This is a genomic window from Priestia sp. MDV22-iso46 (genome assembly GCF_058629175.1).
In genome coordinates this window covers 40,098-66,464 of the sequence record NZ_JBZVWT010000006.1, presented here as the reverse complement: position 1 = coordinate 66,464, position 26,367 = coordinate 40,098, and the positions used below count along the sequence as shown (strand labels likewise).

26 protein-coding genes and 1 other annotated feature are annotated in these 26,367 nt (G+C 39.2%); of the genes, 9 read left to right on the top strand and 17 right to left on the bottom strand.

The annotated features are described in order from the left end of the window. Positions 1-123: 123 nt before the first annotated feature. Positions 124-402, top strand: a complete 279-nt coding sequence (locus tag AC4NPH_RS23805; RefSeq protein ID WP_013059510.1) for a YtzH-like family protein — start codon at positions 124-126, stop codon at positions 400-402. A gap of 6 nt (positions 403-408) precedes the next feature. On the opposite strand, the gene AC4NPH_RS23800 is transcribed toward AC4NPH_RS23805, so the two are convergent. The 4 genes from AC4NPH_RS23800 to thpR form a co-directional block, all read right to left on the bottom strand. Further along, entirely contained in the window at positions 409-1,233 is an 825-nt protein-coding gene (locus tag AC4NPH_RS23800; protein WP_223269002.1) for a phosphotransferase family protein, read from the bottom strand. A 161-nt stretch (positions 1,234-1,394) separates the two neighbouring features. Next, positions 1,395-3,536, bottom strand: a complete 2,142-nt coding sequence (gene pulA / locus AC4NPH_RS23795; protein WP_098197318.1) for a type I pullulanase — start codon at positions 3,534-3,536, stop codon at positions 1,395-1,397. Between the two features lie 92 nt (positions 3,537-3,628). Further along, positions 3,629-4,555 (bottom strand): hypothetical protein, encoded by a 927-nt coding sequence (locus tag AC4NPH_RS23790; protein ID WP_055992431.1) that lies wholly within the window; start codon positions 4,553-4,555, stop codon positions 3,629-3,631. Between the two features lie 135 nt (positions 4,556-4,690). Continuing rightward, complete coding sequence (thpR, locus tag AC4NPH_RS23785; protein WP_029319955.1) at positions 4,691-5,245, bottom strand: RNA 2',3'-cyclic phosphodiesterase; 555 nt, start codon at positions 5,243-5,245, stop codon at positions 4,691-4,693. A 190-nt stretch (positions 5,246-5,435) separates the two neighbouring features. Here thpR and cysK point away from each other — a divergent pair, with 190 nt between their 5' ends. After that, positions 5,436-6,368, top strand: coding sequence for a cysteine synthase A (cysK, locus tag AC4NPH_RS23780; protein WP_013059515.1), 933 nt, complete (start codon positions 5,436-5,438; stop codon positions 6,366-6,368). Between the two features lie 32 nt (positions 6,369-6,400). Here the strand turns inward: cysK and pepV are convergent, their stop codons facing one another. Then, entirely contained in the window at positions 6,401-7,804 is a 1,404-nt protein-coding gene (gene pepV / locus AC4NPH_RS23775) for a dipeptidase PepV (protein ID WP_013059516.1), read from the bottom strand. A gap of 408 nt (positions 7,805-8,212) precedes the next feature. On the opposite strand from pepV, the gene AC4NPH_RS23770 reads away from it, so the two are divergent. Further along, positions 8,213-8,434: a DeoR family transcriptional regulator gene (locus AC4NPH_RS23770; protein WP_013059517.1), complete on the top strand. Its 222-nt coding sequence runs from the start codon at positions 8,213-8,215 to the stop codon at positions 8,432-8,434. 222 nt (positions 8,435-8,656) lie between these two features. Here the strand turns inward: AC4NPH_RS23770 and AC4NPH_RS23765 are convergent, their stop codons facing one another. Together AC4NPH_RS23765 and AC4NPH_RS23760 are read right to left on the bottom strand one after the other, a co-directional pair. Further along, entirely contained in the window at positions 8,657-9,373 is a 717-nt protein-coding gene (locus AC4NPH_RS23765; RefSeq protein WP_013059518.1) for a pseudouridine synthase, read from the bottom strand. 51 nt (positions 9,374-9,424) lie between these two features. Continuing rightward, positions 9,425-11,068, bottom strand: a complete 1,644-nt coding sequence (locus tag AC4NPH_RS23760; protein ID WP_013059519.1) for a putative polysaccharide biosynthesis protein — start codon at positions 11,066-11,068, stop codon at positions 9,425-9,427. 210 nt (positions 11,069-11,278) lie between these two features. Between AC4NPH_RS23760 and AC4NPH_RS23755 the strand changes: the two genes are divergently transcribed. Beyond that, complete coding sequence (locus AC4NPH_RS23755) at positions 11,279-12,550, top strand: BaiN/RdsA family NAD(P)/FAD-dependent oxidoreductase (protein WP_013059520.1); 1,272 nt, start codon at positions 11,279-11,281, stop codon at positions 12,548-12,550. Between the two features lie 4 nt (positions 12,551-12,554). Here AC4NPH_RS23755 and AC4NPH_RS23750 read toward each other — a convergent pair whose 3' ends face one another. From AC4NPH_RS23750 to AC4NPH_RS23715, 8 genes are all read right to left on the bottom strand, one after another. Next, the gene (locus tag AC4NPH_RS23750) at positions 12,555-12,734 is read right to left on the bottom strand and encodes a sporulation protein Cse60 (RefSeq protein ID WP_013059521.1); all 180 of its coding nucleotides are present in this window, start codon (positions 12,732-12,734) and stop codon (positions 12,555-12,557) included. 517 nt (positions 12,735-13,251) lie between these two features. Next, a complete protein-coding gene (locus tag AC4NPH_RS23745) occupies positions 13,252-13,563 on the bottom strand; it encodes a rhodanese-like domain-containing protein (protein ID WP_013059522.1) in 312 nt (103 codons plus the stop codon). 239 nt (positions 13,564-13,802) lie between these two features. Beyond that, entirely contained in the window at positions 13,803-16,217 is a 2,415-nt protein-coding gene (leuS, locus tag AC4NPH_RS23740) for a leucine--tRNA ligase (protein ID WP_013059523.1), read from the bottom strand. A gap of 64 nt (positions 16,218-16,281) precedes the next feature. Continuing rightward, positions 16,282-16,500 (bottom strand) — a binding site (T-box leader). 242 nt (positions 16,501-16,742) lie between these two features. Beyond that, entirely contained in the window at positions 16,743-16,934 is a 192-nt protein-coding gene (locus tag AC4NPH_RS23735; protein ID WP_491939028.1) for a hypothetical protein, read from the bottom strand. A gap of 64 nt (positions 16,935-16,998) precedes the next feature. Continuing rightward, positions 16,999-18,321 carry a GntP family permease gene (locus AC4NPH_RS23730; RefSeq protein WP_491939025.1) on the bottom strand — a complete coding sequence of 441 codons (1,323 nt, stop codon included), beginning with the start codon at positions 18,319-18,321 and terminating at the stop codon, positions 16,999-17,001. A gap of 157 nt (positions 18,322-18,478) precedes the next feature. Continuing rightward, positions 18,479-19,666 (bottom strand): MDR family MFS transporter, encoded by a 1,188-nt coding sequence (locus tag AC4NPH_RS23725; protein WP_013059526.1) that lies wholly within the window; start codon positions 19,664-19,666, stop codon positions 18,479-18,481. 158 nt (positions 19,667-19,824) lie between these two features. After that, entirely contained in the window at positions 19,825-19,980 is a 156-nt protein-coding gene (locus AC4NPH_RS23720) for a hypothetical protein (protein ID WP_013059527.1), read from the bottom strand. Positions 19,981-19,992: 12 nt separating this feature from the next. After that, positions 19,993-20,256 carry a YtzC family protein gene (locus AC4NPH_RS23715; RefSeq protein WP_013059528.1) on the bottom strand — a complete coding sequence of 88 codons (264 nt, stop codon included), beginning with the start codon at positions 20,254-20,256 and terminating at the stop codon, positions 19,993-19,995. A gap of 169 nt (positions 20,257-20,425) precedes the next feature. Between AC4NPH_RS23715 and mnmL the strand changes: the two genes are divergently transcribed. Both mnmL and mnmM read left to right on the top strand, forming a co-directional pair. After that, complete coding sequence (gene mnmL, locus AC4NPH_RS23710; RefSeq protein ID WP_013059529.1) at positions 20,426-21,388, top strand: tRNA modification radical SAM protein MnmL/YtqA; 963 nt, start codon at positions 20,426-20,428, stop codon at positions 21,386-21,388. Then, positions 21,385-21,954 (top strand): tRNA 5-(aminomethyl)-2-thiouridylate-methyltransferase MnmM, encoded by a 570-nt coding sequence (gene mnmM / locus AC4NPH_RS23705; protein ID WP_013059530.1) that lies wholly within the window; start codon positions 21,385-21,387, stop codon positions 21,952-21,954. The genes mnmL and mnmM overlap by 4 nt, the downstream gene beginning before the upstream one ends. A 12-nt stretch (positions 21,955-21,966) precedes the next feature. On the opposite strand, the gene AC4NPH_RS23700 is transcribed toward mnmM, so the two are convergent. Both AC4NPH_RS23700 and AC4NPH_RS23695 read right to left on the bottom strand, forming a co-directional pair. Continuing rightward, complete coding sequence (locus tag AC4NPH_RS23700) at positions 21,967-23,025, bottom strand: tetraprenyl-beta-curcumene synthase family protein (RefSeq protein WP_013059531.1); 1,059 nt, start codon at positions 23,023-23,025, stop codon at positions 21,967-21,969. Positions 23,026-23,056: 31 nt separating this feature from the next. Next, on the bottom strand, positions 23,057-23,833 hold the full coding sequence (locus tag AC4NPH_RS23695; protein WP_013059532.1) for an alpha/beta fold hydrolase: 777 nt from the start codon (positions 23,831-23,833) through the stop codon (positions 23,057-23,059). A gap of 107 nt (positions 23,834-23,940) precedes the next feature. Between AC4NPH_RS23695 and AC4NPH_RS23690 the strand changes: the two genes are divergently transcribed. The 3 genes from AC4NPH_RS23690 (at position 23,941) to AC4NPH_RS23680 (ending at position 26,348) form a co-directional block, all read left to right on the top strand. Then, on the top strand, positions 23,941-24,468 hold the full coding sequence (locus AC4NPH_RS23690; protein ID WP_013059533.1) for a gamma carbonic anhydrase: 528 nt from the start codon (positions 23,941-23,943) through the stop codon (positions 24,466-24,468). Between the two features lie 191 nt (positions 24,469-24,659). Continuing rightward, positions 24,660-25,184 carry a phosphatase PAP2 family protein gene (locus AC4NPH_RS23685; RefSeq protein WP_025601494.1) on the top strand — a complete coding sequence of 175 codons (525 nt, stop codon included), beginning with the start codon at positions 24,660-24,662 and terminating at the stop codon, positions 25,182-25,184. Positions 25,185-25,202: 18 nt separating this feature from the next. Further along, positions 25,203-26,348 (top strand): glycosyltransferase family 4 protein, encoded by a 1,146-nt coding sequence (locus tag AC4NPH_RS23680; protein WP_013059535.1) that lies wholly within the window; start codon positions 25,203-25,205, stop codon positions 26,346-26,348. The last annotated feature ends 19 nt before the right edge of the window (positions 26,349-26,367 follow it).

Genomic DNA, 26,367 nt, shown 5'->3' with positions numbered 1-26,367 from the left:
CACCTCTTTAATGTATTTTGACGCATTGAAAATGTCGGTTATTCGAAACAACCGACATTCTCATGCATAATTGTGTTTAGATAGAAAAAAATAAGAGCATCATACGAGAAAGGATGATGCTTAATGCCTTTAAATGCCGAACACCAAATGAATATATTAAAAGATATTTTATCTAATCATCAAAGTGATTGCTGCGGAACGGTTGCGGAATGTGAACAGGTTGAACGTTTAATTCAATCAATGTTAGCAAAAGGATACGCTAGCACAGACGTACAAGCAACACTACAAAACGTGTATAAATACACGCAAGATGCAAAAAGTGCTGCTCATTTAGACGAACATATTCAAACCAATCAACAAAATTTATCACAATGGGTCCAAGAACTATCTACCTTGTCATAATCTTTGCTACTGTGCTTGAATGTCGTTGACGAGCAACATCCGAAGATATTCAAGCCAGTAATTCATTTCAGAACGTTCATTTTTCGAACGATGCCATTCAATGAATAAAATGGTTTGACTTATCACATACCACTTCATTCTCTTTTTCAAGTTCTCGGTTAGTTCAACCCCATAATGCTCAAGCCATTCTTCCCACTGAGATGGATTGATGTACCAATAAAGCAATAAACCTAAATCAATAGCAGGATCTGCAATCATCGCTCCGTCCCAGTCGATTAAATATAGCTGCGTATTCTCCCCAAGCATCCAGTTATTGTGGTTCACATCACAGTGACACACAACATATTTATCTGTCTGAACGGACGGAAGCTCTGCTTGTAAATAACTGATTCCCTGCTCTACAATACTTTCTTTTTGAAGTCGCTCGTCCACATTCTCTACAATATCGGCTAGCACGTCTTCGGGAAGAAGCGGTGTTTTCCCCAACCTTTTCAACATATCTAATAACTCGTTTGAATGATGAATTTTACTAAGCAATTCTGTCACTCGACTCGAATTCATATCTTTTGGTTTTAATTCTCGACCATCTAGCCAGTGCTGAGCTGTGATCACATCTCCATTTTCCATTCGTCTTGTCCACACGAGCTTCGGTACAATTCCTTCAGCTGACAATACTGCTAAAAAAGGTGATGAATTACGCTTTAAAAAAAGCTTTCGGTCTTGAAATTTTGCAAAATAAGCTTCTCCTGTCGCTCCGCCAGCAGGAGTAATTTCCCATTCGCTTCCTAATATATCTTCCAACCAATTCACCTTCAATTTCAACACACACATTTCGTTTAAAAATTTCACTCAATAAAGCAATCTATTAAGACATCATGACGTTATTTTCTTAGTAAATAAAAAAGACGGCTATTGAGGATATGTATCAATAGCCATCCTTTATAAATATTATCTCCATCACACTTTTTTCGTCAAGTGGTTGAAGACAATAATTACGTTTGAAATAAAATAAGAACGCTAAGCTTTGAAACGTTTATAGCATTATCCTCTATAGTAGGATACCCATTTTTATATACTTTACAATGATCAAGTGCTATTTTCCATGGTCCTTCTGGCAAAACTACTTTTTCTTCCATTAGGCCTTGATTAAAAAACACAATAATATTCTTCCACGGACCGTAAGCCAATACGTTTGATAAGCAATAGCCAATAACGGATTGCGGCGTGTTTAGGAAAGAGACATGCTGCCTAATCGCTGAAGCATCTCCCAAGCGAAATGCACCGTGCTGTTTGCGAATACGAATCAGCTCTTGAACCCAATTCACATCAGGAGAAAATTTGATCCGTCGATTCCAATCAAGTGCATTAATATCATCGGGTGAATTATAGCTGTTCTCTACGCCTTGTTTAGTGCGGTAAAACTCTTGGCCACTATGAAGAAACGGTATGCCTTGCGAAAGAAGTACAATAGCAGTAGCAAGGCGGTGACGACTTCTACGATTGTCTTCGTCTTCTTCTCCGTTTGAATTCGTTAACTTATCCCACAGCGTATGATTATCATGTGATTCAACGTAATTAACTGATTGTGTTGGATTTATAAATAAAGCCCGGCTGTCTTCTTTATCCAGAATGCTCCCCGCTATCACAGATTGCACGGTCTCTTTTTGATGAATATTTCCGCTGATAAAACCTTTTTCATATACATCAAACGTGCTTCCTTTTACAGAATCTCGAAAGCGATCATTAAAATAGCCGATTTGAGGCGTTTGGCGGGCATTCGCCATAATTGCTTTTTGATTATAGGGGAGAGGAGTATTTAAATCCCAGCCTTCGCCAAACACCAAAATAGTAGAATCAATTTCATTTATTTTTTCCCGGATGATGTTCATCGTTTCTATATCTAAAATCCCCATGAGGTCAAAGCGAAACCCATCAACGTCGTACTCTTTTATCCAAAATAATACTGAATCGATAATAAACTTTTGCGCCATTTTCCGTTCAGAAGCAAAATCATTTCCTACTCCCGTACCGTTCGAAGGCATCCCAAACTCATCATGTCGAAAATAATAGCCCGGAACAATTTTTTCAAAAGATGATTCCTCTCGTACAAATACGTGATTATAAACTACATCTATAATAACACGGAATCCCTGTTGATGAAGTGTTGATATTAATTGTTTCACTTCAGCAATACGAGTGGCGGGATTTGAAGGGTCAGCGGAGTAGCTTCCTTCTGGTACATTAAACAACAATGGATTATACCCCCAATTATAAGAAGCATGAGGATTTAATTCATCTACTCCGCCAAAGTCGTTAATAGGAAGAAATTCAAGGTGGGTCACTCCTAGCTCTTTTAAATAATGAAGACCTGTTGTTTTGCCTGGCTGCCCGCTTGATTCAGTAACAGCTAGGTACGTACCTTTTTTTTCTATCCCGCTTGAAGGATGAATAGAAAAATCGCGAACGTGCATTTCGTAAATAACGGCATCCGTTTGCTGAAGGAAAGGTGGCTTTTCATGGAGATGAACATAGGCTGTATGAAGATTTATCAGAACTCCGTATTCACTATTTGCTGTAGCTGCAACAGCATAAGGATCCACCGCTTCATTTGTCCCGCCGTTTACATCTATTAAAAATCGATAATAATACCCTTCTTTATCTAAGGGAAGTTTCTTTTCCCATACGCCTTTTCTTTGACGAGCCATGACGTACAGTTCTTCTTTCCCGCTGTTTGCATGTATTAATTTTAAAACCACTGCTGATGCAGTCGGGGCCCAAATTTTTATCATAATATGATCTGAATAAAATGCTGCACCCAAATCATTTTGATTATAATAAAATCTCTCATCAAACTCTTTGGTTCGTATAACAGCTCCTACCTGCAGCGGAACTTTCTCCCCGTAATTATCACAGATAACGTACGACTGTCCAATTTCTATGCTACCTTCAACCTTGCCTTCATATTTGATAAAACCTTCTAATTCATGTACGTTTTCAATAGAGATGGTCTCATACATTTGTGTACTTTTAATCACAAAAAAATCAATTTGACCTTCATGATAAGAAGTTGGAACTAAAAGAGTAATACGATCTATTTGATCTAAATAAGCTTGAAACTTATTATCACCAGTCATCCTTTTCTCCTCCTTATGCCAATTACCTCTTTAGTAGCATTATATGTAGCAAACGCAAAAACGAAAGCACTTTCATAGCGTGAATGTTCGTATTATTCACCTGCTTCGAGTTCCCGGTCAAAATAAATACTCTGGCTGTGTTCGAGCAATACTTGAGCTGCTTTCATCTGCTTAAACTTTAAAGGTGCTTTAGATTTCCTAAGTTCATAAAACCACTCTTCGTACTTTCTAGCATCTACAAATTCAACCTGATAAGGCTCCGCAGCGTAATCAATGTATCCATTTCTGCTCAGCAATATTTTCTTTACGTTATGTTCAATATCGTGAGTACGATAGATGCTTCGGACAATTTGCTCCGTTCGATTTAACCCAATTAAAGGATTTAATATCTTTTTTTGATCTCTTCCTCTTAACTCTGCCCAAAAATTTTCTTTTGAATACTGAAAAACAGCGCTTTTATATGTTTCTATTAAACAAATACAGAGGGTTTCCGTTGGAGTAACAATAATGATATCTCCTTCTACCGGAGCTTTATTAATCATGAAAACAGGCTTGTACATCACGAGACACGTATCAGGAAAGCGCTGAATAAAATAACGGAGAGCTTCATCATGGTAATATTTACGATCTGCTTGTGAGAACTCAAATAAAGTGGATGTAGCCCATTTCATTTGAAGATCAAATACATTTTCTAAAAACAATATTTTCAAGTCTTCCGCTGTTTGTGGAAGAGTTGTAAACCTCAATAGCTCTTGATTTTCCACGCTATCGCTAGAGAACGCTTCTTCCACTTCACACGTTTCTTTTTTTCTTGTAAACCGCTCTTTTGCTTTTTGCAAAAATGAACGTTGAGCTTTTGTTTCTTCTTGTACAGGCGGTTCATGTAATAGCCCTTCTTCAAATAATTGCTTTACTTTCTTCCAATTATGCTTTTTTAAGTGATTAAACTGAGACGTGTAGTGATAAACGTCTTTTTCATAACGGGAAATATAATCTTGCACCTTAAGTAGCTGCGCCACGTTTACATCAATCCCCTAATTAAAATTCCTCTAAAACTTTGTTCGCCGATGATTTCTCTATTATCATCGGCGTTTTCTTTCCTTTGATAAGAGTGATATTTAAATAACCTCTCTCCATGCTTGTATGTTCATATGCTACTGTGACTGCAAGGAAAAAGATAGTATTTTTTTATATTTAGGTTTGCTAGCAGGATGAACTTCAAAAAGGGCAAACGAACTTACTTGAAACTGTTCTTCAATCGACGTTTGCTTTAACTGTTCTTCCAAAAGTCCGGCTTCCCCTCCCCACTTCTTTGCAATCGTAATATGAGGACGATAAGGACGTTTTTCGTATAAGGCGCTCAGTTCTTCCCATACGGCCTGTATATCCCTTTGCAGATTCATAAGCTTATCATTTGGCCTAAGGCTTACATAAAGTACTCTAGGCTTGTTATACGCACCGAACACATCGTACTGACCTGTCTGCAGCGAAAAACTTGAATGACGGGAGGCTACTTCTTTTAAGCGCGTAATCAGCTTTTCCTTTTTGTCATCTAAAAACCCTAAAAATTGTAGTGTTATATGATAATCGTCAGGGTATGTCCATTGTTTGAAAGGAAAAGGTATTAATTCCTTTGCCCAATTTTCTGCCTGATGTGCAATGGATACAGGCACGTTGATTCCAATAAAATAATGTTTATCGCCTTTCATCAAATCGCTCCTTTTCTTTTTATTATCTTTCCCCAATTGGTTATGTTCAAAAAGAGCTAGATCTATTTTAAAGGCCTTTTCGGATGAAATAGAGAGGTTTTTCTGAAAATTTGTCATGTGCTTAAAAAATAAGAATTTGTGTTATCATAGAAACAATACAGAGAATTTTTATAAGAAAAGGATGAGAAAAATGAAAGTTGTTAACAATATGGCTGATTTGATTGGCGAGACACCCCTTGTTAAGTTGAATCGTCTTCAACCTGCAGATGGAGCATCCGTTTACTTAAAACTAGAGTTTTTTAATCCAAGCCGTAGTGTAAAAGACCGTGCTGCTTTTAATATGATCGTGGAAGCTGAAAAAGCAGGCTTGCTCAATGAAAATTCTACTATTATTGAACCAACGAGCGGAAATACAGGTATTGGCTTAGCTATGAATGCAGCGGCAAGAGGTTATCGTTCTATTTTAGTCATGCCAGATACCATGACTCAAGAACGAATTAACTTGTTAAAAGCATATGGTGCTGAAGTTGTTCTAACACCGGGTGATGAGAAAATGCCTGGAGCAATCCGCAAAGCACAAGAACTTACAAAAGAAATTCCAAATGCATTTATGCCCATGCAGTTTGAAAATAATGCAAACCCTGACGCACATCGAAAAACGACTGCTAAAGAAATTATTGAGGCAATGAACGAGTTAGGCAAAGACCTATCTGCTTTTGTTGCTACTGCTGGAACAGGGGGAACGATTACAGGAACTGGTGAAGTCCTAAGAGAAAACTACCCAAATATGACCGTTCATGTTGTGGAACCAGCTGGGTCTCCTGTATTATCTGGAGGAAGACCTGGGAAGCACAAGCTTGTAGGAACAAGCCCTGGGTTTATTCCTGATACGCTTAATGTAGATGTTTACGATGAAATTTTAAAAATTAAAGATGAACAAGCCTACGATATTACGCGACGCTTGGCTTCTGAAGAAGGAATTTTAGTCGGTCCTTCATCTGGCGCTGCGTGCTATGCTGCTATCGAGGTAGCCAAAAAATTATCTCCTGATCAAGTGGTCGTATGTATTGCTTGCGATACAGGTGAACGTTACTTATCAAGCGACCTGTTCTCATTTGAATAATAAAAAAGCGAACGCAAAGGCGTTCGCTTTTTTTATTTAGCTAATTCGTAAATAGCCTGTGCATAAATAGCTGTTGCACGAAGTAAATCTTCAATTACCATGTACTCGTCTTTTTCGTGCGCTACTTCTTCACGGCCTGGGAAAAGAGGTCCAAATGCCACACCCGCTTCTAATGCTCTGGCATATGTTCCTCCTCCAATTGAAATAAGTGTAGGTTCTTCATTTGTTTGTTCTTGGTAAACCTTTTGAAGCGTTTGAATAAGCTCATGTTTTTGATCGACGTGATGCGGTTTAGAATCTGTAAAATGTTTGATGGTCATTTGATAAGATTCACTTTTTTCTTTAATCGTATCAATAATATCGTCAATATGAGCTGATACAGGATAGCGAATGTTTAAACCAAAGTGCCCCGCTTCTTCTTGATTGTAAGACATGATTCCAACATTTATCGTTAAATCACCCGTGACCTCATCTTTGCGATTTAAGCCCATTTTTTCTCCTAGTGCACCTTGGACTAAATACGCATTTGCATAACCTACAAACTGATTAGCTTGTTCATCAAGTTCTAATGTGTGTAAAAAGCGAAGAAGCGTAAGGCCAGCATTTTTCCCTTTATCAGGCACACTTCCATGTGCTGAAACGCCTTCTAAAGTAAGTGTGTATACACCGCTCTTGTCTGTTATTGAACCTTTTAAAGACTGATCCTTTAAAAATTGATCATATTTATTTTCAATATCCGTTTCACTATGGAATTCAAGAACAGCTGTTGCAAGATCAGGAACCATATTGTAGCGTCGCCCAGAGACAAATGATGTAAGCTGAACGCTTCCCTTTGTTCCTTCAATTGGCTGCTGGCGAATTTCTACGTCTGTAATGCCTTTTTCAGCAAAAATGATAGGAAAATCCGCATCCGGCGCAAATCCCATAGTTGGCATCTCTTCATGGTTGAAGTAGTGGTCCACACATCTCCAGTCACTTTCTTCATCCGTTCCAATAATTATTCGCACCCGTTTAGATAGAGGAAGCCCTAAATCTTTCACAATTTTCATCGCATAATAAGCAGCCATCGTCGGGCCTTTATCATCGATTGCTCCTCTAGCAAAAATTTTCCCGTCTTTTATTTCACCGCCGTATGGATCAACCGACCACCCGTCTCCTTCAGGAACAACGTCTACGTGACAAAGAATACCAAGAAGGTCTTTCCCTTCTCCTGCCTCAATATGACCAGCATATCCGTCTACGTTCTTGACGGAAAACCCGTCATTTTTTCCTTTATTTAAAAGAAAGTGAAGCGCTTGAGCAATTCCAGGTCCGAATGGCTCTTCTTGTTTTTCTGTGCTTGTCAAAACACTTTTAATTTGTAGAAAACGCTGCGTCTCAGCTAGAATTTCAGCTTCTCTTTTTTGAACTTCCTCTTTCCAATTAATTGCCGTCATCTGTTTGTCTCCTTTTCCTGCTTTTACAGATTGTATCTATCATTACTATTGGTAAATTTAACTTTATCATACCTTTATATAGAAAGAAATAATTGTCTCTTTCCTTTCATATCAAAGGTTTACAGAGTCAAAATTCCGGGAAATAATTTGTAGGCACAATCGATAAAAACGGATTCTATTTGTTTATTGTTTACATATACTATAAAAAATGTGCAAATAGAGGAAGGAGATGTTACGAAAGGATTACATATTTATATCATTTTTTGTAAATATTGTGTTAATTTGCGTTTTCTCTTTTATTTTTCTGTCGATTTTGTGTACAATAAGGATAAGGACTGAAATAGTGCTTGACATCTCAGAGTTATAAAGAAGTTGTGCCTTACGAAAAACGAATAAGGAAGTGGTTTTTTGAAACCTTCAACTAATCGAATGCTAACTCGTATCAAATCGGTCTATATGTTCATTTGTAAAAATGGAACAGTTACAACGCAAGAGCTCGTAGACGAATTTGGTATTACACCAAGAACCATTCAGCGTGACTTGAATGTGTTAGCATATAATGATTTAGTTCGCAGCCCAAGTCGCGGTACATGGACGACTACGCAAAAGAAGGTCAAGATGTCATCCTAGTAAGTTTATTTCAAGGGTAGTAAGTGATTTATATATAGAGATAAAATTCTACGCAGTAGAAAGTCCAGACTTGGACGAGTGCATAGTCCCCCGCTCCATTTGCACGTCAAGCAGAGTTGGTACTCGTTTAAGTGCTTTAACGTGAAATGTTTCACTTGTCTAACAAAGTGGACAAAAAAAGGAACCATTTTAGACTTAGGTTCCTTTTTCTTTCGCCTCTTCTTAGGCATTTGATTGTTGTAATAAAGCTAGTTCCTCTTCCGTCAACTCCCTATACTCTCCTAAATCTAACGACTCGTCTAATAGCAAAGCTCCCATAGATAAACGTTTTAAATACGTTACTTTTTTTCCTCTTGCTTCAAACATACGCTTCACTTGATGAAATTTCCCTTCAACGATCGTTAATTCAATTTCTGATTCCACACCGCTTGTTAGTATCTTTAACTCTGCTGATTTTGTTACATATCCATCATCAAGAGTGACACCTTGTCTAAATGCTTCAGCATCTTCTTCAGTCACCGGTGCATTAATTTTTGCAAAATATGTTTTAGGAACGTGTTTTTTAGGAGATAGCAGCTGATGTGCAAGCTGACCGTCATTCGTCAGCAGCAAGAGCCCTTCTGTATCTTTATCTAAACGCCCTACCGGAAATGGGTCATACACAGCATCGTCAAGTTCAAGTAAGTCCAAAACTGTTTCATGAAGAGAATCTTCTGTTGCTGATATGACGCCTTGCGGCTTATGAAGCATAAAGTAAACAAATTCTCGGTAAGAAACGGCTTCGCCATGCACAGTTATTTCTTGTTCATCTGGATTAACGTGGACCTTAGCATCTTTAACTGCTGTACCGTCTACCTTAACAGCTCCAGTCTTTAAAAGACCTTTAACTTCTTTTCGGCTTCCGTACCCAATGGTAGAAAGCAATTTATCCAAACGCATGTAATATCCTCCTCTTTTTTGAAAAGAAGATGACTCTAACGAGTCATCTTCTTAGGCACTGCGCTGTTTATTTCGGCGCAGTATCTTTCGTTCAATTGCACCTGTTACCCTCGCTCCCATTACTTTTTCAAGCAGGCTTGAACGATAGGTAATAATAAAGTAAATAATGCCGCCTACTGCTGCTCCTATAATCGTAATAACAGTGGCAGAGAATCGTCCTGGCGTTGTAAACAGACCAATCACTGTTGCGACAATTTTTACGCTGATTCCCATAATCGCAACAAAAATGAGAATAAGCACAGAGCGTTTTATAAACTCACTGTAGTTATATTTTGCGTGTTTTTGAATAAGCGCAAACATATAAACAAGAGATACGATATAGCCTAGTGCTGTCGCTAAAACTGAACCAATCTCGTGGAACATAAGAATAAATGGAACGTTCACGACAATTTTCACAATCAATCCAAATAATAGACTTAAAACAGCATATTTTTGTTTGTTGATTCCTTGTAAAATAGCTCCATTAACCGTAAAAAATGAGAACAATAAAGCTACCGGTGCATAGTAAAGCAAGACATTTCCACCCGCATCCGATGCATCTGTTCCAAAGAAAAACGTATAGGCTGGGCCAGCTAAAGCCATTAATCCTACAGATGCTGGCAGCACAAGAAACATAATCGTTTGATATGTTTGATCAATTTGCTTTTGCAGTACATTATAATCTTTATTCACAAAGGAACGTGTAATCGTTGGTACAAGAGTCAAACCGAACGCAGTAGCTAATGAAACGGGAATCATCACAAGCTTTGGAACATAAGACTGAACAATTCCGTTCATTGACTCTGCTATTTCTTTTTGTCCAGCCGCTACCATCGCACGGTTAAATGTGAATTGGTCCACATACTGATAAAGCGGAATAGCCAAGCTGACAAAGACATATGGCAATGAATACGTAAGCAGCTCTTTAAAAATGGATACGGTAGAAATACGCGTAGGCGTTACCGTCTGCTCGTTCACCATTTTATCAAGATAAGGCTTTCGTTTTTTCCAATACCAAATTAATACAGCCAGTCCAGCAAGAGCTCCTACAAAAGCCCCCATCGTAGCAAATCCAACGGCTAATGCAAGACTTCCATGGACAACTTTGATGACGATATAGGTAGATGCCAATAAAAAGACAACCCGCACAAGCTGTTCAACTACTTGTGAAACAGCTGTTGGTCCCATAGACTGGTGACCTTGGAAAAATCCTCGCATTAAACTCATCATCGGTACTACAATTAACGCAACACTAACCATTCGCATAACCATTACTACATCTTCTAAGGAGTTATTTAAATCAGAACCTCCCAGTGTAATTCTAGACATAACAGGAGCTAACGAATATAAAAGTAAAAATGCAAGTATTCCTGTGACAAGCATTAATTTCATGCCGGCCCGGTACATTCTTCTACTCGTATAGTAATCACCGAGTGCATTATATTTTGATACAAATTTCGATACGGCCATTGGCATACCGGCTGTAGCAATACTTAAATAAATAGCATATTGGTTATATCCGTAACCAAACAGTGCTCCCCCTACGGTTCCAACAAGGATCGCAAATGGAAATAAATAAATCATTCCCAAGATTCGGGATACATAGGTGCCAAGCGTTAGCACAAAGGTCCCTCTTAACAATTTTGAATCAGACATACGTTTGCCTCCGATACTTAATGTTACATAATGATAATAATGATAGAATTGAAAAGAAGCAAGTGACAGTATACACTAAGAAAGGTCTTATACTCACTCGCACTCGTCAACAAACTAAAAAACAAAGACTATAGCCCATTTTATCCAATGTTGAGAGATTTGTCAGTGAACAAACTAAAATTTTTTAAGAATAGACAGGTTGGTGAAAGTATGATATATGATGTAGTCGTAATCGGAGGAGGACCTTCTGGTTTGATGGCATCGATTGCAGCTGGTGAGTCAGGTGCAAACGTATTATTAATTGATAAAGGCAATAAACTTGGACGAAAGCTTGCCATTTCTGGAGGCGGACGCTGTAATGTGACAAACCGTCTTCCCATTGATGAACTTATTAAACACATTCCAGGAAACGGACGCTTTTTATACAGTGCGTTTTCTGTTTTTAATAACGAAGATATCATCTCTTATTTTGAAGGCCTTGGAATTAAATTAAAAGAAGAAGATCACGGTCGTATGTTTCCGGTCAGCAATAAAGCGCAATCTGTTGTTGACGCATTAATTAGCGAACTTCACCGTCTTCGTGTGACGATTCGCACAAACACAGCCGTTAAACGCGTAAACTATGAGAATAACACGGTAAAAGAAGTTGTGCTTCAAAACGGGGAAGCAATCCAAACGAAAAGCGTTGTGATTGCAGTAGGTGGAAAATCAGTACCTCATACAGGTTCGACAGGAGACGGTTATCAATGGGCAAAAGATGCGGGGCATAAAATTACTGAACTTTACCCAACAGAAGTTCCTATTACATCTAGCGAACACTTTATTAAAACCAAAACGCTTCAAGGTCTATCGCTTCGCAATGTAGGACTAAGCGTGCTTAATAAAAAAGGCAAACCTGTCATTACTCATCAAATGGATATGATTTTCACTCACTTTGGCATCTCTGGCCCTGCCGCTCTTCGCTGCAGCCAATATGTTGTTAAAGAGTTAAAGAAACAAAAAAGCAACACTGTTCAAATGTCTCTTGATTTATTTCCTAGCCAAAACGAAGAAGATATTTTCCAACAATTAGTCAGAACAACAAAAGAAGAGCCGAAAAAAGCAATTAAAAATGTCTTAAAAGGTTTTGTATCTGAACGCTATCTATTGTTTTTACTCGAGCAAGCAGGCATTGATAGCCAAGCGCTAGCAGGACAGCTTCAGCATGAGAAACTGAGAGAATTTGCAAGACTGTGCAAACGATTTGAATTTGCTGTAAACGGCACGCTTTCTTTAGAAAAAGCATTCGTAACAGGAGGCGGCGTATCCGTTAAAGAAATTCACCCAAAAGAAATGTCTTCGAAATTTATGCAAGGCCTTTACTTCTGCGGGGAAATTCTTGATATCCACGGATATACTGGAGGATACAATATCACTTCTGCTCTTGTAACAGGCCGTTTGGCTGGCAGTAATGCAGGAGAATTTGCAACAAGCCTAGCATAATATGCTAGGCTTTATACATAACCATGGCTGAAAAACAGTACACCTGCTCATCACGATCAACATCCACTGTCACTTGGTATTTAATATCAACGACGTCTTCATCCTCTAGTTTCCGTAAAAATCGATTCACCGCAAATTCTAAATCTTTTTCATGCTCTTTATCAAACATTTTTACTTGTATCACAGCTTCTACCACCTTGTCCTATCAAATTTGTTTCAATCAGAATGGACTGTTTCTCTTGATGATGGTTTTTGTACGGATTTTCAATCTCTTACTACCTCTATTTTTATGAGGGCTTTTATAGATTTAGTCATCATTTGTTTTCCTGCTATCATTTTAGTCGGATGGCAGAAGTTTCATTCAAAAAAGAGGTTGAGACATAACTAAATTAATTCAATCTAAAGACGAACAAATGGGATACATGAGCTGAACCGCTTGTAACACGGCAGTCGATTTCCTTGCAAGAATTCGCTTTCCGCGGGCGGCCGGTGAGCCTCCTCCTCGCTTGCGCTCCTGGGGGGCTCACCTGTTCCGCTTTTCTCGCAGGAGTCGTCGCCTTGCCTTCCAATCAACTGCTAGAAGAAACGAAACAAATAAAACCTATGTTCACCATAACAAAAAAAATGAACCACTAATCAAACATGTTGATCAATGGTTCATTTTTCACTTCAGCTAAGATACTTTTGTCTCAGCCTCTTTTTTATTTATTAACCGTTTTTCCTTCCCACTCTAACATACCGCCAGCCATATTTGTTACTTTATATCCTTGTTCTTGAAGGTAGTAACATACGTTTTCACTGCGGCGGCCCGAACGGCAAATGAAAATATATTCTTTGTCTTTATCGAAATAATCCACATTAGCTGGAATATCATTCATACGAATGTGTTTAGCAGTTGGAATCATTCCTTCTGCTACTTCTTCATCTTCGCGCACATCAACTAAATGAAGTTCTTCTCCATTTTCAACACGTTTTTGAAGTTCTTCAGGCGTAATTACTTTTACTTCTTCCATCTTCGTCATTCCTCTCTATTCTTTCATTCAGCTTGCTATCGCTATTGTAGCAAATTCAAATACCTTTATGCCACAAAATAAGAAAAGCTTAAGCAGCAAGCCTGCCTAAGCTTTTCCAATCGTAGTTAAAGATTTAACTAAGCGCCTGATGTTAACCCGAAAGGCGGACATCAGGCGCTTAGGTCTAGTACAGAACCCCTGACAGCTCTTTAGTCAGGAGTTCTGTTCTACATCAATACTTAATTAGCTACGATGTTTACTAATTTACCAGGCACAGCAATCACTTTGCGCACTGTCTTACCTTCAATGAACTCTTTAACATCTTCATTAGCCATTGCAATATCTTGAAGCTCTTCACGAGATGCCTCAGCAGGTACGTTTACTTTCGCACGTACTTTACCGTTAATTTGAACGACAATTTCCACTTCATCATCTACAAGTTTCGCTTCGTCAAACGCAGGCCAAGCCTCATACGAAATTGTATCTTCGTGACCTAGTTTGCTCCATAATTCCTCAGTCGTATGAGGACAAATTGGTGCTAATAGCTTCACAAATCCTTCTACGTATTGCTTTGGCAGCACGTCAACTTTGTATGCATCATTGATGAATACCATAAGCTGAGAGATACCTGTATTAAAACGGAGGCCTTCGTAATCTTCCGTTACTTTTTTCACCGTTTGGTGATACACGCGTTCAAGCGTAGTGTCATTGCTTTCTTGAACCTTGCTGCTTAATTCACCGTTATCGTCAACAAGTAAGCGCCATACACGATCTAAGAAACGGCGTGCACCATCAAGCCCTTTTGTTGACCAAGCGATTGATGCATCTAAAGGCCCCATGAACATTTCATAAAGGCGAAGCGTATCTGCTCCGTGGCTTTCTACGATCTCGTCTGGGTTTACAACGTTACCTTTTGACTTACTCATTTTTTCGTTGTTTTCTCCAAGAATCATACCTTGGTTAAACAGTTTTTGGAACGGCTCTTTTGTTGGAACTACGCCGATATCATATAAAAACTTATGCCAGAAACGAGCATATAATAAGTGAAGAACAGCGTGTTCAGCTCCACCGATATAAATATCAACCGGCAACCATTCTTTTAATTTATCTGCATCTGCTAACGCTTCACTGTTTGTCGGATCAATGTAGCGTAAGTAATACCAGCAGCTGCCTGCCCATTGAGGCATTGTATTTGTTTCGCGGCGCCCTTTTTTGCCTGTTTCCGGATCTACAACATTCACCCAGTCATCAATGTTTGCTAACGGAGATTCACCTGTGCCTGACGGTTTGATTTCAGTCGTTTTTGGTAACACAAGCGGAAGCTGATCTTCAGGAACTGCAGTCGTTGTGCCATCTTCCCAGTGGATAACAGGAATTGGTTCACCCCAGTAGCGCTGACGACTGAATAACCAGTCACGCAGACGGTATGTTACTTGTTTTTCACCTTTTTCATTTGCTTGAAGCCACTGAATCATATTTGAAATTGCTTCTTCTTTATCTAAACCATTTAAGAAGTCTGAATTAACGTGCTCGCCGTCGCCTGTATAAGCTTCTTTTGAAACGTCTCCGCCCGCTACTACTTCTTTAATAGGCAGTTCAAATTTAACAGCAAATTCATAATCACGCTCATCATGAGCCGGAACAGCCATAATTGCACCGGTGCCATAGCTCATTAGAACATAGTCAGCAATCCAAATTGGCATTCTCTCGCCGTTTACAGGGTTAATTGCATAAGCACCAGTGAATACGCCAGTTTTGTCTTTGGCTAAGTCTGTACGTTCTAAATCGCTTTTGCTTTTAATTTGATCTAAATACGCTTCTACTGCTTCTTTTTGTTCGGCTGTTGTAATTTTTTCCACAAACGGATGTTCAGGTGCTAAAACGGCATACGTTGCCCCAAATAGCGTGTCAGGACGCGTTGTGAACACAGTAAACGTGTCGTCGTATCCATCGATTGTGAAGTGCACGTGAGCTCCTTCAGAGCGGCCAATCCAGTTGCGCTGCATTTCTTTAATACTTTCTGGCCAATCAAGCTCATCTAAATCTTCTAGTAAACGATCTGCATAAGCTGTGATTTTAAGCATCCACTGCTTCATTGGACGACGCTCAACCGGATGTCCCCCACGCTCACTTTTGCCGTCAATCACTTCTTCGTTCGCAAGTACTGTTCCTAGAGCAGGACACCAGTTAACAGCTACTTCATCCACATAAGCTAAGCCCTTTTTATATAGCTGTAAGAAAATCCACTGCGTCCATTTGTAGTAGTTTGGATCAGTTGTATTAATTTCTCGCTCCCAATCGTAAGAGAAACCTAACGATTTGATTTGACGACGGAAATTATTAATGTTAAGTTCAGTGAATTCAGCCGGGTCGTTTCCTGTATCTAATGCATACTGTTCAGCAGGTAGTCCGAATGCATCCCATCCCATCGGATGAAGTACATTGTATCCTTGCATACGCTTCATACGAGATAAAATATCCGTTGCTGTATAACCTTCTGGATGCCCAACGTGTAAACCAGCGCCAGATGGATAAGGGAACATATCTAATGCGTAAAACTTACGCTTTCCTTCATCTTCTGTTGTTCTAAATGTTTTATTTTCTTCCCAAACTTTTTGCCATTTTTGTTCGATCTTTTCATGATTAAAAGCCATACATAATCCTCCTTGTACGCTCCAGCTGTATTTAATTAAACTAAAAAACCCCTCATCCCTCAAACAAAGGGACGAGAGGTTGAATAAACTTCCCGCGGTACCACCCAAATTAGCACAATTATGTACTCACTCATTTTCCTTAACGCGGATAGACGGCAAATGTTACTTTACTTCACATTTACAACTCCAAGGTGAGTTCATGAACGCTCGTTTGCTGACTCGCACCAACCGTCAACTCTCTTAGCTCGCTTCGTTCACTACTATTCCTTATCATAGTTTTTACATCATACTACCTTGTATTGTAAATAATATGTTCGTAAACTGCAAGTTGTTCAACGGATTTTGTAAAAGTTTCTGCACTGCAGCACTGCTTTGTTGCTAAATCCTCTCTTTCATTCTTATATATGAACAACTTCTCCCAAAAACATACATCCACGGCCAAACAAAAAAGGATTGAGACATAATTAAATCAATCCAATTTAAAGACGAACAAATGGGATAAATGCGCTAGTATGAATCTCTTGGTTACACCACTGTTGATTTCCGTGCAAGACTTCTCTTTCCGCGGGCAGCCGATGAGCCTCCTCGTTGCTTACACTCATGCGGGGTCTCACCTATTTCAGGAGTCTTTGTCTTTCCCTCCACTCCACAGCTAGAAGCACCTAAACAAATGAAACCTACGTGCACCATAAACATGAAAAAATCCGAACGATTCATCGTTCGGATCTTCCTTCAACTAAAATACTTTTATTCCTGTCCCTGCTTCCTTTAGCTGCTATTATTAAATGCCCAATCCAAAAGAAAACAGGATAATCGCAAGTACAAGACCAACAAGCGGCACAATCACCGTCATTGCTGCAACTGATCCATACGCATCTTTATGAGTTTCTCCGCAAATAGAATTAATTGTTGTTACGACATAACCATTATGAGGCAAGGAATCTAATACTCCAGAGGAAATAGCTACTACGCGATGGAGAGCTTCTGGATTTACACCAGCATCTAGATAGTGAGGCGCTAAAATTGGCAAAGCAATCGCCTGACCTCCTGAAGCCGAACCTGTCATCCCCGCGATAACACTCACGGCAATAGCTCCCCCAATCAACGGACTTCCTGGAATATGCGTCATGGCATCTACAGCCACTCCAAACGCGGGAACAGCCTTAGCAACTCCTCCAAAACCTACGACAGCGGCTGTATTCCCAATAGCAATTAACGCACCCAGCGTTCCTTCTGAAGCTGCATTCCAAAATCCTTTAAAATGCTTTCGGTTCACAATATAAGTGACAATGATCCCGCTTAAAAGTGCGACAATCAACGCAGATTGCTGAAGTGGCTTATGAAGTGCAAAAGAAATAATGAGCACGACCACAAGCGGAAGCAAACTTAATAAAGGATTAGGAAGAGACTGATTTTCCGTTACTACTGGATCTTTCTCGCGTGATATAAAACGCTCTCCATTTTTAACTGCTTTTGAAATCAAGCGCTTTAACCACCAGTAGCCGAATACAGCCATCACTACTGCTACAACTAAACTAACTTCCCATCCTGCATACGGACTAGTCTTCAAATATTCAATTGGAATCCAGTTTTGGATTTCAGGCGACCCAGCTGAGGTCATCGTAAACGTAACTGAACCGAATGCTAAAGCAGCAGGGATAAACCGCCTCGGCAAATCGCCTTGTTTGAATAAGCTTAAAGCCATTGGATAGACAGAGAATGCTACTACAAACAGACTGACTCCTCCGTATGTTAAGACCGCACAGGCAAGGACAATCGCCAACACTGCTCTTTTCATTCCTAGTTTACTAACAATCCAGCGAGAAACACTATCAGCAGCCCCGCTGTCTTCCATCACTTTTCCAAAGACGGCGCCCAATAGAAACATTAAATACCAAGAAGCAATAAATCCTGTGAAACCAGACATGTAATTTCCAACAAAATTTGCTTCTCCTTCTTTCACCAGCTGCGGAAATAAAGGCATTCCGCTTGTTAACGCAACAACTAAAGCACTGAGCGGACCTGCTATAAATAAATTCATGCCTCTCATCGTTAGTACAATGAGCAGCAATAACCCTCCAATTAATCCAATCATACTAAGCATGTTCTAGCCCCCCATGAAGTCATATAATTAGAAAACGCTTACATATTTACAGGTATATACTCCTTTCTTTGCTTGTCACAACCCTTACTATATTATTAAAGGAATACTGAAGACATTCCTACGTTTATTTAACAGTCAAAAATAAAACCACCTCTATTTATTTAGAGATGGTTAATGAACGCTGACGTTTTTCTTTTAATTTATAATCGTATATCCATGTTGTACACATGCTGAATAGCAATAGCCCAATTAATAAATAGCACAGCGTAGACATATTAAACGCATCGAAAATAACGCCTCCAAAGAGAGGACCAATCATTTTACCTGCAGTAGCCATGCTGTTAACTACGCCTTGATAAAATCCCTCTCTTCCAGATGGAGCCAACTGACTTGCAACAGCTGGAATGGCTGGCCAAACGAACATTTCTCCAATTGTTAACACAACCATTGCTGTTAAGAACTGCGGAAATGTTGTAGCATTCACCACGATAACAAAAGAAGCCACAAAAATAACCGTTCCAATTAGGACCTGTACTTTTAACGTTTTTGCTACTTTTTGAATGATGGGTACGATCAAAGGCTGACCGACTACAATTAAAATCCCGTTAATCGTCCAAAGCAAACTGTAGCTAGAAAGAGGTATATTCAGCTCACGCGTATGCGTAGCAATCGTTGTTTGCCACTGAACATACGCAACCCAGCATAAGACATACCCCGTACATAAAATAAGAAGAGCAGTCAGCTTCGTTTTATGCCCAATGCTCCCTGCTTCATTAAGGACATTCGTTTGTCCAACGGTAACCGAAATATGACGATATGAAAAAATAGCAATAAGCAGAAAAATAACGTATAAAATTGTATTAGCTAAGAAAATATACGTAAATGAATAAGACGCTACAATGCCCCCTACCGCGGCGCCAATAGCTACTCCTGCATTTTGAGCAACGTACATCGCATTAAATGCTTTTCTTCCGCCTTGTGGCCAAACGGACCCTGCCATTGCATACATAGATGGAAACACAATACCAGATCCAAACCCTACAACAACCAAGAGAACAACGTATGTAGGCCAACCATGGAAAAACACGAGTCCCACTAATGCAATAAGAGTAATAATAATTCCTGATAAAATGGATTTATATCCTCCGATTTTGTCAAAAAGAGTTCCTCCAAGCAAATTTCCTACTACGCTTGCAGCAGAATTCAGCATAAGAACAACTCCTGCGACGGATAACGACTTTCCTAAATGTTCATTTATATAAATGGTATTGAGAGGCCATAAAAATGAAGCTCCCGTTACGTTTACAAGCATACCAATAATCAAAAACCAAAGTGATTTGGGCATTGATCTCCCCCCTATCTATTCGAATGCCAACGTACATTCTAGTCTTTTCTTAAAGGGTTCGCAATGCTTTTACATATAGACAATTTATTTGAAATTCGCTGACTATTTAAAAAGGTGATTTCACATGACAATATCATGCAAAATCACCTTTTTACCGCTTACTTTTGCTTCGAACGAACCGGCTGTGCACGCTTGCTGTTTCGTGCCTTTAATTCTTTTACTGGATCAAAATCTTTTCCTAGCTCAATGTCATTGCTGTTGATCCCGTTTTTTGTTTTTTGTTCCGGATTATTTTGATTTGAACGCGTTGCCATAAAATCCTCTCCTTAATGCTGAGTTGTGATCAATTTATTTTGCAGCTGCTGAACTTGCAGGCGCATGCGATATAGCTGCTCTCTTTGCTGTGCATTTGCACTGTGAGAAAACTCTTCAATTTCTTTATAAGCATTTTCTAATTTTTCCTGTGCTTTTGTATATTCAGTGTCGTTATAATGTTCTTGCTTCATGCCTTCCTGCAACTGGCCTTGTCCAAAGCGAATAGCATCTTCACACTGTTGCATAAGTTGATCCACTGCTTGACGAGTTGTCATTCTCTATTCCTCCTATTCGTTCATTTCTGTCTTATTTTGCGCAACTTTACTTCCCTTTACGACAAGAAGAACCTGTTAAATATAAGCATCCTTAAATTTGTTTGGCACTTTTTCACGTTTTTGATACAATTTGTTGATGTATATTGCATGTAAAAAGGAGGTTGCTGATTTGAATCAGACAAACCCGTTTCCGTATAAATCTGAAAACAAACGTTATCATACCTGGAATTACCACTTACGTAACCACTTTGGCCATAAGGTATTTAAAGTAGCCTTAGATGGAGGATTTGATTGTCCAAACAGAGATGGCACAGTAGCTCACGGCGGCTGTACGTTTTGCAGTGCTGCCGGTTCGGGGGATTTTGCCGGAAACAGAGCGGATGACCTTGTGACACAATTTAATGAAATCCGTGAAAAAATGCATCATAAATGGAAAGACGGAAAATACGTTGCTTACTTTCAAGCATTTACTAATACTCATGCTCCTGTCGAGGAGCTTCGTGAAAAATATGAAGCCGTCTTAAAGCTTCCCGGAGTTGTTGGGCTTTCTATCGCCACGCGCCCTGACTGTCTCCCCGACGATGTGGTGGAATACTTGGCTGAATTAAATGAACGAACTTATCTATGGGTAGAACTTGGACTGCAAACTGTTCATGAACGAACTTCACTGCTTATCAACCGGGCACACGATCATCAATGCTATGTAGATGGCGTAGCAAAGCTCAGAAAACACGGTATTCGCGTTTGTTCTCACATCATTAATGGTTTGCCTTTAGAAACACCTGATATGATGATGGAAACGGTACGTGAAGTAGCAAAATTAGACGTTCAAGGAATTAAGATTCATCTGCTTCATTTACTAAAAGGAACTCCTATGGTCAAACAGTATGAAAAGGGCCTTGTTGAATTTCTTTCATTTGAAGAATATGTAAAGCTTGTATGCGATCAGCTCGAAGTAATCCCTCCTGAGATGATTGTTCATCGTATTACAGGCGATGGACCGATAGACCTCATGGTTGGACCGATGTGGAGCGTAAATAAGTGGAGCGTATTAAATGCCATTGATCAAGAGCTCGAACGTCGTCAAAGCTATCAAGGAAAATCTTATGAAAAAGAGTTGATGGAAAGATGAAAATAGAACGTATCCTGCCTTTTGCCCGCACATTGCTCACTAATGCTGTGGCTCAAGGAGATGTCGCGATTGATGCCACAGCAGGAAATGGACATGATACATTGTTCTTAGCTAACTTAGTCGGAGATACAGGTCATGTATATGGATTTGATATTCAACCTCAAGCCATTCAAGCAACTCAGCAGCGATTGACAGAACACCATGTAGAAAACAGAGTAACACTTATCCAAGAAAGCCATAGCAATATAAACATGCTTCCTCGTTCTATTAAAGGACGAGTCACGGGCGCTGTCTTTAATTTAGGTTATTTACCAGGTGGAGATAAAGACATTGTCACCACTTCTGAAACAACAATCTCTGCAATTGAGCAGTTACTTGATTTGTTAGCACCTGAAGGAGTGATTGTGCTCGTTATTTATCATGGACACGAACAAGGGAAACAAGAAAGAGACGATTTACTAACGTATGTCCAAAATCTTGATCAAAAAGACGTTCACGTTTTACAATATCGTTTCATGAATCAGCAAAACAACCCTCCCTTCATCATTGCTATTGAAAAAAGATAAGCCGCATATGGCTTATCTTTTTAACATTCGGTACAAGCGTCCGTTGATATAGAAAAAGTAGCTGAGGGCTCCCCCCGCTTTTATTAACCTACGTGCATTCACATGAACATGTTTTTGTGCCCGCACTTTTTGATCTGACAAATAAACGCCCAAGAGTCCTTTATAGATAAAGCAGTGAAAGTGATAATCCGGCAGTTTTTTAGCATATTCGTCCGCTTTTACGACAAAATGCAAAAAGCGATCCATCATTTGCTGATAATGAGGATAATAAAAACAAAAGTTCAAATCTCCTCCTGCTTTATCTTCTTCTTGGTCAATTAAATAATCGAGTAAAATATGTAAGCCTTGAATATAAGGAAAATATCCTGCTTTTATTTTCTGCGTCATTTCTTCGGTCATCTCTTCTTGAAAGCTATAAGCAACTAAACAAAAAATTCCTAACGTTGAACCAGAGCACGCTGAAAATTCATACCACTCCATTTCAGGAACACTGTGCCGGTGAGCATCGAACCAATTCTCTAATCGTGGAACTCTTTCCTTGATTTCAACATGCTTATGTATTTGCAAATCACAATAATAATTAGCTAGTTCTAATAAATGTGAAGAGACTATATGGTAATTACAAGCTTTTCGCAAGGACTGCTGACAAGTCTGGACAAGTCCGGCTAAGTATCCTCCGTCGTCTTTATCCGCTCGAAAACGATAGTAATCCCCAAGAGGTGCATGAGGAGTCAACGCATCTGGCATCGATTCATGTAAGGCGGCAAAATCTTTAGGGTCTAGCGAATTGCTGCGGTCACATAAGTTATCTAAGTAATCGCTGATTGTTTGGTAGGCAACAATAAATTTCACGCATTCAATCATGTTTTCTTTCGCTAAAATCGATAGGATACCGCCTCCTTCACAATGAAAAGTTTTTGTATCGATACTTGCCAATGCTTGAGTACGCAATTCTTTATTAGGAATCTCTTTTGCTCGTTCGCGCCAATGATTAAGCTCATGATGAACGACAGGAAACACTTCTCGATAGATTTTTCTCATTAATGAAATAGGATGAGACGGAATCTTCATTTATTTTCACCTCAATTTTTTACCGCACTTATTAAATGTGAAGATCGACAAAACTTTTCGCATATGTAAAAACGTATTCTCTTTCAGGCTCATTAAAGATTTCGTGATACAGCTGAGACCATTCTTTGTAGATTTTTTCACTTAGCTCTATTTCATCAAACCACTGCCTAACAATCAGCTTTTCAATAATTTTATCTTCTCCTGCCTGCATCACAAGAAGCGGGACATCAGGCAAACGATCGATATCTTTAAAAGCTAAGTTGACAGCTTGGATCAATTCCCGGTACCATCTTACAGAAACTTTTGTAACATACAGTGAGTCATTTTCATCTTCATCTCGAACTTCTTGGTTTCTTGTTGCTTTTTCAACAGTGAGACCTAAATCGAAAAGTTTGTTCGGCATGACTTTATTTAACCCTTTAGATAGCATATCTAAATAAGCCGGTACTTGCTCTTTTAATCCTAGACAAGGAGAGGAAAGAATCGCACCCCATATAGGGAGGTTTTTTGTCTGGAGCGTACGAATAACCGCCAGTCCTCCCATACTGTGACCTAACAGGAAAATAGGCAAATCATATTTTTGCGCTTCACGTACCCATTCTTCCACTTCATACACATATTCATCAAAGGATAGGATATGTCCTCTTCTTCTTGTTGTTAAGCCTTGGCCAGGAAGGTCTCCCATAATTACGTGCATTCCAACCGAACGCCACATCTCAATCAGCCAGCGATAGCGTCCGTGATGCTCCGCTGCTCCATGGACCATGACAATAACGCCTTTTGGATTTACTGCTTCCCATTTATGCATTTGAGTTACTCCTTCTTCCTTTTTTTGTTTACCTGCTTAAAAAACCTTTGTACACTTACATTAGAAGATTTACTACTTTTTTTCAACTAATAAAGGGAGATGATTTGATGATTTATCCGTATAAAGAAAAAATGCCTACCATTGCACCCAGCTGCTTCATCGCAGACTATGTCACGATTACTGGAGATGTCACCATTGGTGAAGAAAGCAGCATTTGGTTTAACACTGTTATTAGAGGAGATGTTTCACCTACGATTATTGGTAAACGAGTAAATATACAAGATCAATCAACACTCCATCAAAGCCCAAATGCTCCATTGCTTATTGAGGATGATGTGACAGTAGGACATCAAGTTATTTTACATAGCTCCATCATCCGCAAACGCGCGCTCATTGGCATGGGTTCTATTATTTTAGACGGTGCAGAAATTGGTGAAGGTGCTTTTGTCGGTGCTGGAAGCTTAGTGCCTCCCGGTAAAAAAATACCACCTAATACTCTCGCACTCGGCCGACCTGCTAAAGTGATCCGCACTCTGACAGAAGAGGATTTAAAAGATATGCAGCGCATTCGTACAGAATATGTAGAAAAAGGGCAGTATTATAAGTCTATTAAGAAATCTGATTCTTCATTATAAAGGAAACGTTCCCTCAGAAAGTCACACTGAGGGAATTTTTTTAGTATCTCCACAAACTCTCCAATCATGTTCTATTCTCTCCACAATTGTAAAGAAATTTCCATATTAATTTACATCGTTTTAGTACTGCCTCCACAATTAAAGATTAAACTGAATAATAAAGACGTATTTATTGAAAAGGGAGCGACTCTATGAAAGCCAAGTTAATTCAGTATGTATACGATGCCGAATGCCGATTATTCAAAAGCGTAAACCAACATTTTGATCGAAAGCACTTAAATAGATTTTTACGTTTACTAACTCACGCCGGAGGAGCCACTTTTACCATTGTGATAGCGTGCTTGCTGCTATTTCTGTATCCTTCATCCGTCGCTTACGCTTGTGCGTTTTCTCTAGCCGTTAGTCATATTCCAGTCGCCATTGCTAAAAAACTATATCCGAGAAAACGACCTTATATTCAATTAAAACATACAAAAGTGTTAGAAAATCCATTAAAAGATCATTCATTTCCATCTGGGCATACAACAGCTATTTTTTCGTTGGTTACCCCTCTTATGATTGTTTATCCAGCCTTCGCTGCTGTTCTTTTGCCTCTTGCAGTAATGGTAGGAATTTCAAGAATTTATCTTGGCCTGCACTATCCGACGGATGTCATGGTAGGTCTGATACTGGGCATCTTTTCGGGTGCTGTTTCACTGAACATATTTTTAACTTAATTGATAGGAGGAGTACTAATGAGAATTGCTTTATTTACGGATACATTTGCTCCAGAAGTTAACGGAGCTGCTAAAACACTTTATCAATTTACTCAGTACGTCAAATCAAAGCAAATTCCCATCCAGGTATTTGCTCCTGAATTTGCTCATGATCAGTCATTTTCAACGTATGTTCACCGTTCGCCCAGCATGCCGTTTTTCCTTTATCCAAACAGCCGCTTTTCATTGCCAAACGTTCTAAAAATTAAAAAGCAGCTGCAGGCATTCAATCCTTCTATTATTCATTTGGCCACTCCTTTTACAATGGGGCTTTGCGGCTCCTATTACGGGAAAAGATTAGGTGTTCCTCTTGTCGGCTCTTATCATACCAATTTTGATGATTATTTATCTCACTATGAACTTGAAAAAATGCGTGTACCACTGCAAAAATATATGAAATGGTTTTATAAACCTGTACAAAAAATATTCGCTCCCTCTGAAGTGACCAAACAGCAGCTAGAAGAACAAGGGTTTCACAACGTAGATATTTGGTCGCGAGGAGTAAATCATAAATTATTTCATCCCCACTATGACCGCTTTGATATTCGTATTAAATATAATATAAAAAAACCCTACATCTTAACGTATGTAGGAAGATTAGCTAAAGAAAAGAACGCTGATTTTTTAATAAAAATCGCACGATCTCTACCTGATCATATCCGCCATCAAATTCACTGGGTTATTGTGGGAGACGGCCCTTTAAAAGAACAAATGCAGCAGCAAGCATCTGAGCATATGACATTTACAGGCTTCCTTGAAGGTAAGCAACTTGCTCATATCTATTCATCATCTGATTTGTTTGTTTTTCCTTCAGAAACAGAAACCTTCGGAAATGTTGTACTGGAATCTCTTGCTTCTGGAACTCCTGTAGTGGCAGCAAATGCAGGAGGAGTTAAACAGATGGTTCAGCACGGGCGAAACGGCTACCTTTGCAAACCTCACTCCTTAGAAGAATTCAGTTCGGCTATTACAGATTTACTCGATGATTTGCATCAGCGTCTTCACTTTGGCCATGCAGCGAGACAATACGCTCTTACTCAATCATGGGACGCCATTTTTCAGCATTTGCTTTCAGAATATGAAAGTGTCGTAGAAAAATCTGCTGCAGGTATTCAATGGGCATAAAAAAATCTCCGTTTTCACG